Source organism: Streptomyces sp. NPDC001508, from assembly GCF_040298665.1.
In the GTDB taxonomy this organism is placed as follows: Bacteria; Actinomycetota; Actinomycetes; order Streptomycetales; family Streptomycetaceae; genus Streptomyces.
The window spans coordinates 294,577-307,171 of sequence record NZ_JBEPAP010000003.1 but is presented as its reverse complement, the minus strand read 5'-3'; the positions used below and the strand labels follow the sequence as shown (position 1 = coordinate 307,171).

The window sequence follows — 12,595 nt, the reverse complement described above, 5'->3', positions numbered from 1 at the left end:
AAATGCGTCATTTCGGGCACATCGCCCCTGAGGTGCGGCGGCGCCTCTTCCATCAGGAGCCGTCCGAGTTCACCGCCGACTCCGCGGCCCGGCAGCTCTCCGCGGGCCTGGGCGCCACGCTGTACAGCCCGGCCACCCGGCCGCGGCTGGCCGACGACATCGTCAAGCAGGCCGGACTCGGTGTGGTCTCGATGGTGCTGTGCCTGGAGGACTCGATCGACGACGCGGACGTCGTGGCCGGCGAGGAGAACCTGGTCCGGCAGTTCGCCGACCTGGCGTCCCGGCGGGGCGCGCGGCTGCCGCTGCTGTTCATCCGGGTCCGCCACCCCGAACAGATCCCCGACCTGGTGCGGCGCATGGGCCCGGGCATCCGGCTGCTGTCCGGTTTCGTCCTGCCGAAGTTCACCGAGGAGCGCGGCATCCCCTTCCTGGAGGCGCTGACCGGCGCGGAGGCGACCAGCGGCAGGCGGCTGTTCGCCATGCCGGTCCTGGAATCACCCGAACTGCTGTACCGGGAGTCCCGGGTGGAGACCCTGGAGGGCATCCTGCGCGCGGTCGACAAGTACCGCGACCGGGTGCTCGCCCTGCGTCTCGGCGTGACCGACTTCTGCTCCTCCTACGGACTGCGCCGGCCGCCCGACATGACGGCGTACGACGTCCAGATCGTCGCCTCCGTGATCGCCGACGTGGTCAATATGCTGGGCCGGGCCGACGGCACCGGCTTCACGGTCACCGGACCGGTGTGGGAGTACTTCCGGGTCCCGGAGCGCATGTTCAAGCCGATGCTGCGCCGCAGCCCCTTCCTGGAGGGGCAGGCCGTCGAGCTGCGGGAACGGCTCATCGAGCACGCGATGGACGGACTGCTGCGGGAGATCTCCCTGGACCAGGCCAACGGCCTGCTCGGCAAGACCTGCATCCACCCTTCCCATGTGCTGCCCGTGCACGCCCTGTCCGTGGTCAGTCACGAGGAGTTCAGCGACGCCCAGGACATCCTGCACCAGGACCGGGGCGGCGGGGGCGTGCTCCGGTCGTCGTACACCAACAAGATGAACGAGGTGAAGCCGCATCGCGCCTGGGCCGAACGGACCCTGCTGCGCGCCGAGATGTTCGGCGTGGCGCATGAGGACGTCGGCTTCGTCGAGTTGCTGGCCGCCGGAATTCCCGGCTGAGCGCCGCGGCACAAGGAACCCATGAACCCCATGAATCCCATCCCCACGGTCTGGTCCGGCAGCTGGGTCGCCGAGCGGCTGGGCATCGAGCTGACGGGCGACGACAGCCTGACGGACATGCTCGGGCTCGCGCTGCGCCGCAACCCCAAGCGGGCGCATCTGCTCGTCTCCAACGTGCTCGGCAAGCATGTGCCGCAGTCGCCGGCCGTGGTGTACGGCCACGGGGTCGCCCTCGGCCGGCGGGTGCGTGAGCTGCTGGGCGACGAGGAGGCCGCCACCGCGGTCGTCCTCGGTTACGCGGAGACCGCCACCGGACTCGGCCACTCGGTCGCCGACGGCCTGTACCTGGCCCCCTATCTGCACTCCACGCGCCGCCCGGTACCCGGCGTGGCACGGGCCGGCGGCTTCGAGGAGTCCCATTCGCACGCCACCTCGCACCTGCTGCTGCCGGAGGATCCGGCGCTGCTGGTCGGCGACGGCCCGCTGGTCCTCGTCGACGACGAGTTCTCCACCGGGAACACGGTGCTGAACACCATTCGTGATCTGCACGAACGCTATCCGCGCTCACGCTATGTGGTGGTCGCCCTGGTCGACATGCGCTCGCCGGCCGACGCCGCCCGGCTGGCGGACTTCGCCCACGAGATCGGCGCCCATGTGGACCTCGTCGCCGCCGCCTCGGGCACGGTACGCCTCCCGGCGGGCGTCCTGGAGAAGGGCCGGGCCCTGGTCGCCCGCCATGAGCCCACCGCACCCGACGGCACAGCCGGCACCGCCCCCGGCACACCCGCTCGGAGCGGGCGGATCGAGTTGCGCTGGCCGCACGGGCTGCCCGACGGTGGGCGGCACGCCTTCACGCCCGCGCACCGGGCCCGCCTGGAACGGGCCCTGCCGGCCATGGCCGCCCGCGTCGCCGAAGCACTGCCCGCCGACGCCCGGCGCGTCCTGGTCCTCGGCTTCGAGGAACTGATGTACGCGCCGCTGCGGCTCGCCCACGAACTGGAGCAGGCCGTCACCGCCGAGGTCCGCTACTCCACCACCACCCGCTCGCCCGTCCTCGCCGTCGACGACCCCGGCTACGCGATACGCAGCCGCATCGTCTTCCCCGCCCACGACGACCCGGCCGACGGCCCCGGCGAGCGCTACGCCTACAACGTGGCGGGCGGCGGCTTCGACGCCGTCGTCGCGGTCGTCGACTCGGTCGCCGACACCCCCGAACTGCACGCCCCCGACGGCCTGCTGGCCCGGCTCGGCGAGCACAGCCCGCACGTCCTGCTCGCCGTCGTACCGTCGTACGTCCCCGAGCCGCTGTACGTCCCCGCCTCCTGCGAGGAGAGATCCGCCATGCTGTCCGAGCCCCTTCGCGGCCCCGCCTTCTCCTCGTACGCGCCCGACGAGGTCGGCTGGCTGCTCCGGGACCTCTCGGATGTGTCCCTGGAGGCGCCGACCGAGGAGCGCGAGGAGGCCATCCAGAACGGCGGGGCCCACTACGCCGAGTCGCTGCCGGTGGAGTACCAGCCGAGCGAGCGGTACCAGGAGCTGTTCCACCAGGCCCTCGACGCCTCCGCCGCACGGCTGGCGCGGGCGGTCGGCGTCGTCACCGAGACGGTGATCGCCGAGCTCCCCCACTCTCGACTTCGCTCAAGCGGGGGGACCCCCATCCCGCGCCCCGTGCTGGTCTCCCTGGCCCGCGCGGGCACCCCCGTCGGTGTGCTGATGCGCCGCTGGGCCCGGTTCCGGCACGGACTCGACCTGCCGCACTACGCCGTCTCCATCGTGCGCGGCCGGGGCATCGACGTGAACGCGCTGCGCTGGCTGGCCGCCCACCACGACCCCCAGGACGTCGTCTTCGTCGACGGCTGGACCGGCAAGGGCGCCATCACCCGCGAACTCGCCGAGGCGATCCGGGAGTTCGAGAAAGCCGAGGGCATCACCGGCTTCGACCCGGAGATCGCGGTGCTGGCCGACCCCGGCTCATGCGTACGGACCTACGGCACCCGCGAGGACTTCCTCATCCCGTCCGCCTGCCTCAACTCCACGGTCTCCGGCCTGATCTCGCGTACGGTCCTGCGCGCCGACCTCGTCGGACCGCACGACTACCACGGCGCGAAGTTCTACCGCGAACTCGCCGGCGCGGACCTGTCGGTGGCCTTCCTGGACGCCGTCTCCGCACGCTTTTCCGAGGTCGCGGACCCGGTGGCCGCCGCCGTGAAGGAACTGGCCGCCGCCGACCGCACCCCGAGCTGGGCGGGCTGGGCGGCCGTCGAGCGCATCAGCGAGGAGTACGGCATCCACGATGTGAACCTGGTCAAGCCCGGTGTGGGCGAGACCACCCGGGTGCTGCTGCGCCGGGTGCCGTGGAAGATCCTCGCCCGGTCCGGCGCGGGCGCCGACCTGGACCATGTGCGGCTGCTGGCAGAACAGCGCGGCGTACCCGTCGAGGAGGTCGACGAACTCCCTTACAGCTGCGTGGGTTTGATCCATCCCCAGTATTCGCGGGGCGCCACCGGCGCCGACGGCAGGGCGGTGACCGTCTGATGCCGGTGCTCGTGGCGAGCGACCTCGACCGCACCCTGATCTATTCGGCGGCGGCCCTCGCGCTGACCATGCCGGACGCCCGGGCGCCGCGGCTGCTGTGTGTGGAGGTGTACGAGAGCAGGCCGCTGTCGTATCTGACGGAGACCGCGGCCCAACTGCTCGCCGAGTTGGGTGACGCGGCCGTGTTCGTGCCGACCACCACCCGGACCTGCGAGCAGTACCAGCGCATCAACCTGCCCGGCCCGGCGCCCGCCTACGCGGTCTGCGCCAACGGCGGGCATCTGCTGGTGGACGGCGTGTCCGACCCCGACTGGCACGCGCGGGTGCGCGGCCGGCTGGCGGCCGAGAGCGCCTCGCTGGACGAGGTCGGACAGCATCTCGCCGACACCGCCGATCCCGCGTGGGTGCGCAAGCACCGAATCGCCGACGACCTGTTCGCCTATCTGGTGGTCGAGCGCGAGCTGCTGCCCGAGGACTGGGTGAAGGAACTCGCCGTGTGGGCCGAGAACCGGGGCTGGACGGTCTCCCTCCAGGGACGCAAGATCTACGCCGTACCGAAGCCGCTGACCAAGAGCGCGGCCGTACGCGAGATCGCCCGCCGCACCGGTGCCGAGCTGACGCTGGCCGCCGGTGACTCCCTGCTCGACGCCGACCTGCTCCTCGTGGCCGACCGCGGCTGGCAGCCCGGACACGGCGAACTGGCCGACTCCGGCTGGACGGCCCCCGCGGTCAGCGCCCTGCCGGAGCGGGGGGTACTGGCCGGGGAGCGCATCCTGCGCGAGTTCCTGCACACGGTACGGCGCGGTTAGCGGTCATGCCGGCCTTGCCGCTCCGCTCGGGTCAGGGGATGGCTCGTGCCGGAGAGCGGCTCGTGCCGGGGAGCGGTTCGGGTCGGGGAATGGCTCGGGTCGGGGGTGTGGCTAGCCGCAGCATCCGCCGCCGCAGCAGCCACCGCCTCCGGCGCCGGACCGGGGCGCCGGCGCCGGCGCGGACGCCGAGCCGCCGACGGCCACGGTAGACAGCAGCTTCACCGTGTCGTCGTGGCCCGCGGGGCAGACGGCGGGCGCGGCGGACTCCGCCATGGGACGGCTCAGTTCGAAGGTGTCGCCGCAGCTCCGGCAGCGGTACTCGTAGCGAGGCATGCGCACAGGCTATCCGCCGAGGACGCCCGTCGGCAGTTACCGTTCGACATACAGCCCCTTTTGGGGCGCTGCCCCTACGGGTGCTGGTGCCGCTGGTCCAGTTCGCGGGCTTCGGTGCGGGTGGGTGGTTCGGGGTGGCGGGCTCGCCAGTACGGGTTGTCGTGGGGCAGGGTCGAGCTGACCCGGCCGTACATGCCGAACACCATCAGCAGCAGGCCGACCACGAAGCTGAACAAGACGTTCTGGATGCGGAACGCGAGGAAATTATATGGACTGTCCAGCAGGGCGAGATTCAGGAATCCGCTGAGCAGGAACAGGATGCCGAGGGTCATGTTCAGCGTGGACGCGAAGTTCCCGCCGATCACCATGCCGATGAACAGCAGCACCCCGACGCAGATCGACAGAACGCTCAGCGCACCGTTGGTGTTCAGACCCAGCGCCGTGTTCCCGCCGGTGTTGAAGAAGCCGATGTTGTCGGTCAGGCCGAGGACGCCGAAGGCCAGCAGGAACAGGCCCATGAGGCCCGCGCCGATCCGGTAGATCAGGTTCAGCCGATGGTCGACGGGCAGATGCTCGTCGAACCGGATCCGGCGGCGCGTCTCCGGCGGCATCGTATGTGAGGCCATCTCCGCCTCCCTGGGGCGTGTGCGGAGGCCATGCGTACCACCCAATATCCGCCCACCCCGCCCCCCGGGCAAATGTCGCTCAGTGACCTGGGGCGCCGCGCTCCTCGCGGATGCGGGAGACCACGCGGGCCACCGTCTGCCGCACCGCCTCCGTCTCGGTCAGAAAGTGCCAGTAGTCGGGGTGGCGGCCCTCCAGCGTGCCGATCGCCCGCTCCAGGCGGGCCACCGAGTCGTCCAGCGGCCGGGCGTCGCGCGGGTCCGGCGTGGCACGGCCCGTCATGGCCAGCCGTTGCGCGTCCCGGATCGCGAACCGGGTCCGTTCGATCTCCTGCTGTGGATCCTTCTGCACGGCGTTCAGCCGCGTCAGTCGGTCACCGGCCGCCGACACCGCCTCGTCCGTGGTGTTCAGCAGCGCCCGCACGGTCGACAGCAGCGACATGGCGTCCGCCCAGCGCTGCGCGTCCCGGGCCGTCTGCGCATCGCGCAGCTTCAGCTCGGCCTGCCGTACGTTCTCGGCAGCCTGCGCCGGCACCTGCTGGAGGTCCTGCCAGCAGGCCGCCGCGAACCGGCGGCGCAACTCGCTCAGCACCGGGTCGACCTGCCCGGCCCGGGTGGTCAGGGCCTGCGCCCGGGTCCGCAGGCTCACCAGCCGGTGATCGATCTCGGCGGCCTGCTCCGGCAGCCGCTCCGCCTCGACCCGGATCGCCTCGGCTTCCCGCGCCACCCGCTCGGCCCGCTCCAGCGTCGGCTGCACCCCGTGCTGTCCTGCGCCCTGGTTCAGCCGGGTCAGTTCGGGGGAGAGCGCCGCGAGCCGGGCGGCGAGGTCGTCCGCCTTCAGTCCCGTGCCACGGACGGCGTCCAGCGCGTTCGAGGCGGCGAGCAGCGCCTGCCGGGCCCGTTCCACGGCGGGCGCGAGCCGGGCCAGCTGGGTCTCGGCCTTGCCGAGCAGCGGTCCGAGTCCGTCGCCGAACCGGTCCAGGTCCTGCTTGACCCGGACCAGTTCCTCCTTGGCCGCGGTCAGCTCGCCGCGCGCCTGGGAGGCGACGGAGGCCTCCAGGTCGTCCCGGTCCAGGTCATGCGCGTCGACGGCCTCGATATAGCGGTGGCTGGCCTCGTCGATGCGCCGGCCGAGCGCGTCGAAGCCGGAGACGGCACGCCAGGCCGCGGGGGAGTCGTCGACGGCCGTGATCGTCTCGATGGAGATCCTCAGGTCGCGCTGGGCCGTGTCCAGCTCGTAGAACGCGGCCGCCGCCGCGTCCTTCGCGGCCTGCGCCTGCGCCCGCTGGCTCTCCGCCCGCCCGCCGAACCAGCGCCGGGTGCCGCCGCCGGCGAACGCGCCGGGCACCGCGAGGGCGACGAGCACGGGCAGGCCCATCAGGGCGAGGGTGTCCCGGAGGGCCGAGGGGCCGCGCCGGAGCCGTGCGAACGGCGGGTACGGCTGCGATGGTGTCGTCGCCGGTGTCGCCGTCACATCCCTCTCCCGTGCTGTGCTGCGTCCTCGGTGGTGTCATTCTCCCACCCACTGAGGACGAACACACGGGCCGGTCAGTTCGCGGTTCGTACCGTGATCTTCCCGTCCCGGGTGCGGGCGGTGACCGTGTGGGCGCTGGCGTCGTCGCGCGGCACGGACACGTCCACCGAGCCGTCGTCCGCGCCGGTCGTCACCCGGTACGTGGCGCGGGGCAGGTCGATGGTGACGGAGCCGTCGTCGGTGCGGGCGTCCACCAGATCGGGTACGGCGCGGAGCCGGAGGCGGACCGAGCCGTCGTGGGAACTGGCCCGGACCGTGGGCGAGGACACCTCGGCGCGTACGGAGCCGTCGTCGCTGCGCAGTTCGAGCGGGCCGCTGGAGTCGGTGACGCGCACGGAGCCGTCGTGCGTACGGATGTCGAGCGCGTCCTTGAACCCGCGCGCCCGTACGCTGCCGTCGTCGTCCTCCACCTTGACGGCGATCCCGCGCGGCACCTCGATGCGGTGCCGGGCCGAGCAGTCGGCGACCAGGCCGGAGCACTTCACCCGCAGCACCAGTCGGTCGTCCTTCATCGACCAGGTCACCCGCGGGTCGCTGCCGACGACGACCGACCCCTGGAACCACCGGGTGACCTCGACCGTGCCCGCCTTGGCCGAGTCCACCGCGACGATCTCCAGCGCCGAGTCGTCGGAGTCGACGGTGAGGGTACGGCCGTGCAGTGCGAAGGACCGGTGATCGGGATGCTTGTCGTCCCCGGCGGAGCCACCGCAGCCGGCGGCCCCGGCGACCACCACCGCGACAGCACCGACGGCGACGCCCATACGGGCATGAGCAGAACGAACCATGAGACGAAACTCCCCCTGAGCCGGACGGCGCGGTTCTCACCCGACGCTAGACCCCCGCCCCCGCCGCGCCGATCCGGCCCGCTACCGCATCGGCGGTGGGGATAACCCCCGATACGGGTTTGCGGCGCACCGCCGTCGGCAATGTAGGCTGTCGACTCATTCGGGGTGCGTAGCTCAGGGGTAGAGCGCCTGCCTTACAAGCAGGATGTCGGCGGTTCGAAACCGTCCGCGCCCACGGTGAACGGTCCTTCGGAGGTGGCTCCGGGGGGCCGTTTTTGTGTCTGTTTTCGTCCGCGGAGCGGGGCGCGTCCATCTGGACCCCCGTCTCGCGGGTCGGGCCGGGGCTTCGTCGGGTCCGGCTTAGCATCCGTGGACGTGGCAGACATCCCCGATCGGCTCATCGCACTGGAACGCACCGCCGAGGAAGAGCGGGCGAAGCTCGCCGGGCTCAGCGGCGACGACTACGACGCACAGTGGCGCCGCTGGCGTACGGCGGCCGAGGCCGCGCAGGCGGCGATCACCGAGCACGCCAAGCAGACCGAGGCCAACCGGCACGAGGTGGAGCAGGCCGTGAAGAGGGCCGTGCGGCATGCCGAGGAGGACCCTGCGGAGTGAGCGGCCGAGGCGGCCACGGCCTCGCTCCCCGGTCGCCGGTCCGCGGGCCGCGGGCGTCGTGGGCGGCCCGCTGTGCGCTCGCCCGCGCGTGGGGAGAGTGTGGAGACATGACCGGCACGAAACCCGTGGTGATCTACCCGCCCGACGAGGAAGGCGGTCGGCGGGTGCGCGTGAACGGGGAGATCCTCGGGCGCGCGTTCAGCCTCCAGGACATCGCCCGCTTCATGCAGCAGGCAGGTTTGCAGGGCTGGGACGAGATGGACGTGGTCCGCTCCACACTGATCGAGTGGCGCGGCGGCGGACCGGGCGTGTGGCGGCACTGACGGAATGACGGAACCTGTACGTCCCCTTTCGGCGTCAGGGGTTTCGTCGGGGTACCGGTCGGCGGCCCGAGAGGATCACGGGCGTCGTGCGCGCGTGCGGAGGAGGGGGACGTGATGGTCGTACTGCTGGTGGGCGTCTTGCTGGTCGTGGTCGGCGGCTGCGTGTGTGTGGTGTGGGCGCAGCGCGGGGGGCCGCGCTGGGTCCGCGTCGTGGCGCGCCTGACGCTCGGCGCGGGCGAGTTGCTGCGCGCCTCGGAAAAACGCCGGCGCGGCCTGAACCGGTCGGGCGGCGGCGACGCCTGAGCGCTCCGCTGGGGGCCGCGGGGGGTCGTCGGTCGTCTGCGGCGCCGTCGTGGTTGGTCGCGCCGTTCCCCGCGCCCCTTTTGGGGTGGGGTCTGTCGTGGGTTGTGTGCGGCGTCGTCGTGGTTGGTCGCGCCGTTCCCCGCGCCCCTTTGGGGTCCCTTTGGGGGCTGTGTCGGCGGTGGGGGGGTGTCAGTTGATGTGGAGTTGGATGGTGCCGTTCTGGGTTCGGCTCGGGTGTACTCGGGTCAGGTCGGGCACCACGATGTCCGGCTTGTGCTTCCCGGCGCGTGGGCCCACGCCCACGACCCGCATGCCCGCGGCGCGCCCCGCGGTGATGCCCGCTCCGGAGTCCTCGAAGACGAGGCAGTCGGCGGGGTCGACGCCGAGTTCCGCGGCGCCCTTCAGGAAGCCCTCGGGGGAGGGCTTGCTCGCGCCGACCGATTCGGCGGTGACGCGTACGTCCGGCAGGTCCAGCCCCGCGGCGGCCATCCGCGCCGTGGACAGGGGGACGTCGGCGGAGGTCACGAGGGCGTGCGGCAGCCCACGCAGGGCCCGTAGGAAGGCGCTCGCGCCGGGGATCTCGACCACGCCGTCCATGTCGGCGGTCTCTTCGGCGAGCATGCGGGCGTTGTCGGCGAGGTTCTGCTCGACGGGCCGGTCGGGCAGCAGGACGGCCATGGAAGCGTGTCCCTGACGGCCGTGCACCACCGTCATCACCTCGTCGCCGTCCAGTCCGTGCCGCTCGGCCCAGCGCCGCCAGATGCGTTCCACGACGGCGTCGGAGTTGACGAGTGTGCCGTCCATGTCGAGCAGCAGGGCGCGGGCGGTGAGGACGGTGGACGGCATGGGCGGCTCCAAGGCGGCGGACGGACGGCGGGCGCCGGGGATATCGGTTAGGCCCCCGGAGGAACTGCGCCCCCGGAGGGACAAGGCGGCCCCGCCCGCCGGTCAGGGAAAACGGGCGGGAGCCACTTTGTTTCCCCACGGTACAAAAAGAAGGCCCCATCCCGCCACCGCCACGTCAACCGTTCACTCGACGTTCAGCTCACCCCCGGGCCCGACAGGCGCGGGGACCGGCCTTGGAGAACGGGTGCCGACCCGGCCCGGAGGCGGGCTACGGTCCGGCCGGCCCGGTGGCGGCGGATCCGGAGGGGAGGGCGACGGCCCAGGCCGCTTCGATCATCTGGAAGATCTCGTCCACCGCGGCCTCCGGATCGGCCGCCTCGCGGGCCAGCGAAAAGGCGTCGATGGCGAACCTCGAGATCGTCCGGCAGGCCGTTGTGGTCTGTGGCAGGCCGGGATCGGCGGCGATGGCCGTTGCCAGCGACTCGGCGTGGCGCAGCCTCATCGACTCCTCGTACTCCCGCAGGGCGGGTGACGCGTCGATCATGCGCCAGATCGGGGCGGCGCCGTCCGCCGTGCAGTGCCGCACCAGGGCGTGGATCTCGCGGCGCAGCGCGGGGATGAGCGGGTCGTGCGGTGCCCGGCCGGTGACCGCCTGTGTGAGGCGTTGCTCGAAGTCCTGGTCCTGCTCGAACACCAGGGCCTCTTTCGAGGCGAAGTGGGAGAAGAGCGTGGTGACGGCCACGTCGGCCTCGGCGGCCACCTCGCGGATGCCCACCGCGTCGTACCCGCGTTCCGTGAAGAGCCGCAGGGCGGTGTCGGCGATCTTCTGGCGGGTCGCGGCCTTCTTGCGCTCACGGCGTCCGGACGGCACGGTCATGCCCTGACGCTAGCAGATACAAAGGTGGAACGGTTTTTAAACACTAACCGTTAGTGTTACGGTCGGCCGCATGAAGAAAGTGAGCTTCGCCGAGTTCGGCGGTCCGGATGTTCTGCACCTCGTAGACGCCGAGGAACCCCACGCGGGGCCCGGTCGGATACGTATCGCCGTGCGGGCGGCGGGCGTGAACCCCTTCGACTGGCGGGTCCGTGAAGGCCAGTTCCAGCAGGTCCATCCGATCGAGTTGCCCGCCGGAGTCGGGCAGGACGCCGCCGGGGTGGTGGACGAGGTCGGCGAGGGCGTCGAAGGGGTCGAGGTCGGCGACCATGTGTTCGGCGAGGGGGCGAGCACGTATGCCGAGTTCGCCGTGCTGTCGGCCTGGGCCCGTATGCCCGAGGGGCTGACGTTCGAAGAGGCGGCCGGGTACCCCTCCGTGGTGGAGACCGCGCTGCGCATCCTCGGCCAGATCGGTGTGCGGTCCGGGCAGACGCTGCTGGTCAGCGGCGCGTCCGGGGGAGTCGGATCGGCGGTGCTGCAGATCGCCCGCGACCGTGGCATCACGGTGATCGGTACGGCCGGGGCCGCGAACCAGGACTATCTGTGCAGCCTGGGTGCCCTCGCCGCGCCGTACGGCGACGGCTGGGTCGAGCGGGTGCGACGGCTCGGCCATGTCGACGCGGCGCTCGACCTGGCCGGCTCGGGCGTGATCCGCGAGCTGGTCGAGCTGACCGGGGATCCGCAGAAGGTGATCTCCATCGCCGATCTCGGTGCGCCGGAGCTGGGTGTCCGGTTCTCCGGCGTGGCCGGGAGCATGCCGGAAGCGCTCGCCGCGGCCGTCGGCCTCATCTCGCGGGGAAAGCTCCATATCCCGGTCGAGAAGTCGTACACGCTCGGCGAGGCCGCGGCGGCGCACGTCGACAGCCAGGCCGGTCACACGCGCGGACGCCGGGTCCTGGTCGTCTGAAAGCCGGCCCGCGTGTCGTCCGCAAGCGGGAGCTGAGGACGACACGGGGGCCGCTACTGCGCCTGTCTCCCTCAGGCGGCGGCTGGTCGTTTCGTCATGGTGGCCGAGAGCGTCCGCGACGACGAGGGCGGGCGGTTCAGGAGCTGCCGGCGGATGTCAGCGCCGCGGGCGGCGGCGGCCTGGACCCCGGCCTCGTGGCGGATCGCGGACAGGTGGTCGGGGCGGGCCGGCGGTCCTGGGCGGCGGCCGGGGAAGAACCGGCGGCTCGCCGGGTCTGCCGTAGCAGCACGGCTTCGCCGTCATGGTTACGTCGTCGACGGTGGGCCGAACGATGCGAGCGAATCCGGGATCGGCGGGGGCCTGGCGGGCCGTGAGTGATCTTGCTCGCGCGAAGGACCGTTCGGGAAAGCCGCTGTGGGTTGCGTCTGATCTTGGTCCGTGGGTCGTCGGTGGCCTTCCGCGCGGAGGGCAACGTCCAGGTGCCGGTGTTCACGCCCCGGCGCCCGCGTGGCAGGAAGTGTTCCGCGGTGACGACCGTGTGCTGGGCACCCCGATGTGCTGGACGGCGGGTTTCGGCAAGTTCGGCAACACCTTCGGCTGGGGCGGCTGGGGCGGCTCGCTGGTCGTGAGCGACCCCGGTTCACGCATGACGGTGGCCTATGTCATGAACCAGATGATCGACCGGGACCGGCAGGAGGACAACCGCGGCATGGAGATCGTGATGGCCGCCTACAGCGGACTGCACTGACAGGCAACGGGGCGGCCCGGGCCCGCACAGGCTGCCCCTTCTCCTCTCCCGCCCGGAATTCGCCGCTCGGCGGGGCCGGCCGGGGAGCCTTCATCCGGACAGACGCCCGGCCCGGTCACCAGGAGGTGACC

14 protein-coding genes and 1 tRNA gene are annotated in these 12,595 nt (G+C 72.0%); 9 read left to right on the top strand and 6 right to left on the bottom strand.

Annotated elements, in window-relative coordinates; genetic code table 11:
• Nucleotides 1-2: 2 nt before the first annotated feature.
• Genes ABT245_RS05455 through ABT245_RS05445 form a run of 3 tightly spaced genes read left to right on the top strand, consistent with a single transcriptional unit; the run spans nt 3 to nt 4,513 of the window.
• On the top strand, nt 3-1,169 hold the full coding sequence (locus ABT245_RS05455; protein WP_351728861.1) for an HpcH/HpaI aldolase/citrate lyase family protein: 1,167 nt from the start codon (nt 3-5) through the stop codon (nt 1,167-1,169).
• 30 nt (nt 1,170-1,199) lie between these two features.
• Nucleotides 1,200-3,704, top strand: coding sequence for a phosphoribosyltransferase (locus tag ABT245_RS05450; RefSeq protein WP_351728858.1), 2,505 nt, complete (start codon nt 1,200-1,202; stop codon nt 3,702-3,704).
• Nucleotides 3,704-4,513 (top strand): HAD family hydrolase, encoded by an 810-nt coding sequence (locus ABT245_RS05445; RefSeq protein WP_351728855.1) that lies wholly within the window; start codon nt 3,704-3,706, stop codon nt 4,511-4,513. The genes ABT245_RS05450 and ABT245_RS05445 overlap by 1 nt, the downstream gene beginning before the upstream one ends.
• 111 nt (nt 4,514-4,624) lie before the next feature.
• Here the strand turns inward: ABT245_RS05445 and ABT245_RS05440 are convergent, their stop codons facing one another.
• The 4 genes from ABT245_RS05440 to ABT245_RS05425 form a co-directional block, all read right to left on the bottom strand.
• Nucleotides 4,625-4,846 carry an FmdB family zinc ribbon protein gene (locus ABT245_RS05440; RefSeq protein ID WP_351728852.1) on the bottom strand — a complete coding sequence of 74 codons (222 nt, stop codon included), beginning with the start codon at nt 4,844-4,846 and terminating at the stop codon, nt 4,625-4,627.
• A 74-nt stretch (nt 4,847-4,920) separates the two neighbouring features.
• On the bottom strand, nt 4,921-5,472 hold the full coding sequence (locus ABT245_RS05435) for a DUF4383 domain-containing protein (RefSeq protein WP_351728849.1): 552 nt from the start codon (nt 5,470-5,472) through the stop codon (nt 4,921-4,923).
• A 79-nt stretch (nt 5,473-5,551) separates the two neighbouring features.
• Nucleotides 5,552-6,943 (bottom strand): coiled-coil domain-containing protein, encoded by a 1,392-nt coding sequence (locus ABT245_RS05430; protein ID WP_351728847.1) that lies wholly within the window; start codon nt 6,941-6,943, stop codon nt 5,552-5,554.
• Between the two features lie 74 nt (nt 6,944-7,017).
• The gene (locus tag ABT245_RS05425) at nt 7,018-7,788 is read right to left on the bottom strand and encodes a DUF4097 family beta strand repeat-containing protein (protein WP_351728844.1); all 771 of its coding nucleotides are present in this window, start codon (nt 7,786-7,788) and stop codon (nt 7,018-7,020) included.
• Between the two features lie 163 nt (nt 7,789-7,951).
• Here ABT245_RS05425 and ABT245_RS05420 point away from each other — a divergent pair.
• From ABT245_RS05420 to ABT245_RS05405, 4 genes are all read left to right on the top strand, one after another.
• A tRNA-Val gene (locus tag ABT245_RS05420) sits at nt 7,952-8,023 on the top strand.
• 140 nt (nt 8,024-8,163) lie between these two features.
• Nucleotides 8,164-8,403 carry a hypothetical protein gene (locus ABT245_RS05415; protein ID WP_351728841.1) on the top strand — a complete coding sequence of 80 codons (240 nt, stop codon included), beginning with the start codon at nt 8,164-8,166 and terminating at the stop codon, nt 8,401-8,403.
• A 107-nt stretch (nt 8,404-8,510) separates the two neighbouring features.
• Nucleotides 8,511-8,726: a hypothetical protein gene (locus ABT245_RS05410; RefSeq protein ID WP_351728839.1), complete on the top strand. Its 216-nt coding sequence runs from the start codon at nt 8,511-8,513 to the stop codon at nt 8,724-8,726.
• 114 nt (nt 8,727-8,840) lie between these two features.
• Nucleotides 8,841-9,029 carry a hypothetical protein gene (locus ABT245_RS05405; protein ID WP_351729009.1) on the top strand — a complete coding sequence of 63 codons (189 nt, stop codon included), beginning with the start codon at nt 8,841-8,843 and terminating at the stop codon, nt 9,027-9,029.
• Between the two features lie 189 nt (nt 9,030-9,218).
• Here the strand turns inward: ABT245_RS05405 and ABT245_RS05400 are convergent, their stop codons facing one another.
• Nucleotides 9,219-9,875, bottom strand: coding sequence for an HAD family hydrolase (locus tag ABT245_RS05400; RefSeq protein ID WP_351728836.1), 657 nt, complete (start codon nt 9,873-9,875; stop codon nt 9,219-9,221).
• A 268-nt stretch (nt 9,876-10,143) separates the two neighbouring features.
• Nucleotides 10,144-10,752, bottom strand: coding sequence for a TetR/AcrR family transcriptional regulator (locus tag ABT245_RS05395; protein WP_351728833.1), 609 nt, complete (start codon nt 10,750-10,752; stop codon nt 10,144-10,146).
• A gap of 70 nt (nt 10,753-10,822) precedes the next feature.
• Here ABT245_RS05395 and ABT245_RS05390 point away from each other — a divergent pair, with 70 nt between their 5' ends.
• Together ABT245_RS05390 and ABT245_RS05385 are read left to right on the top strand one after the other, a co-directional pair.
• Nucleotides 10,823-11,716: an NADP-dependent oxidoreductase gene (locus tag ABT245_RS05390; RefSeq protein WP_351728831.1), complete on the top strand. Its 894-nt coding sequence runs from the start codon at nt 10,823-10,825 to the stop codon at nt 11,714-11,716.
• Nucleotides 11,717-12,254: 538 nt separating this feature from the next.
• Entirely contained in the window at nt 12,255-12,464 is a 210-nt protein-coding gene (locus ABT245_RS05385; RefSeq protein ID WP_351728828.1) for a hypothetical protein, read from the top strand.
• Nucleotides 12,465-12,595: the final 131 nt, after the last annotated feature.

Excerpts from the sequence above, each read along its gene's own strand:
- ABT245_RS05455 (WP_351728861.1), top strand. The coding sequence starts at position 3 with ATGCGTCATTTCGGGCACATCGCCCCTGAGGTGCGGCGGCGCCTCTTC.
- ABT245_RS05445 (WP_351728855.1), top strand. The coding sequence starts at position 3,704 with ATGCCGGTGCTCGTGGCGAGCGACCTCGACCGCACCCTGATCTATTCG.
- ABT245_RS05440 (WP_351728852.1), bottom strand. The coding sequence starts at position 4,846 with ATGCCTCGCTACGAGTACCGCTGCCGGAGCTGCGGCGACACCTTCGAA.
- ABT245_RS05410 (WP_351728839.1), top strand. The coding sequence starts at position 8,511 with ATGACCGGCACGAAACCCGTGGTGATCTACCCGCCCGACGAGGAAGGC.
- ABT245_RS05390 (WP_351728831.1), top strand. The coding sequence starts at position 10,823 with ATGAAGAAAGTGAGCTTCGCCGAGTTCGGCGGTCCGGATGTTCTGCAC.
- ABT245_RS05450 (WP_351728858.1), top strand. The coding sequence starts at position 1,200 with ATGAATCCCATCCCCACGGTCTGGTCCGGCAGCTGGGTCGCCGAGCGG.
- ABT245_RS05400 (WP_351728836.1), bottom strand. The coding sequence starts at position 9,875 with ATGCCGTCCACCGTCCTCACCGCCCGCGCCCTGCTGCTCGACATGGAC.
- ABT245_RS05395 (WP_351728833.1), bottom strand. The coding sequence starts at position 10,752 with ATGACCGTGCCGTCCGGACGCCGTGAGCGCAAGAAGGCCGCGACCCGC.
- ABT245_RS05435 (WP_351728849.1), bottom strand. The coding sequence starts at position 5,472 with ATGGCCTCACATACGATGCCGCCGGAGACGCGCCGCCGGATCCGGTTC.
- ABT245_RS05405 (WP_351729009.1), top strand. The coding sequence starts at position 8,841 with ATGGTCGTACTGCTGGTGGGCGTCTTGCTGGTCGTGGTCGGCGGCTGC.
- ABT245_RS05425 (WP_351728844.1), bottom strand. The coding sequence starts at position 7,788 with ATGGTTCGTTCTGCTCATGCCCGTATGGGCGTCGCCGTCGGTGCTGTC.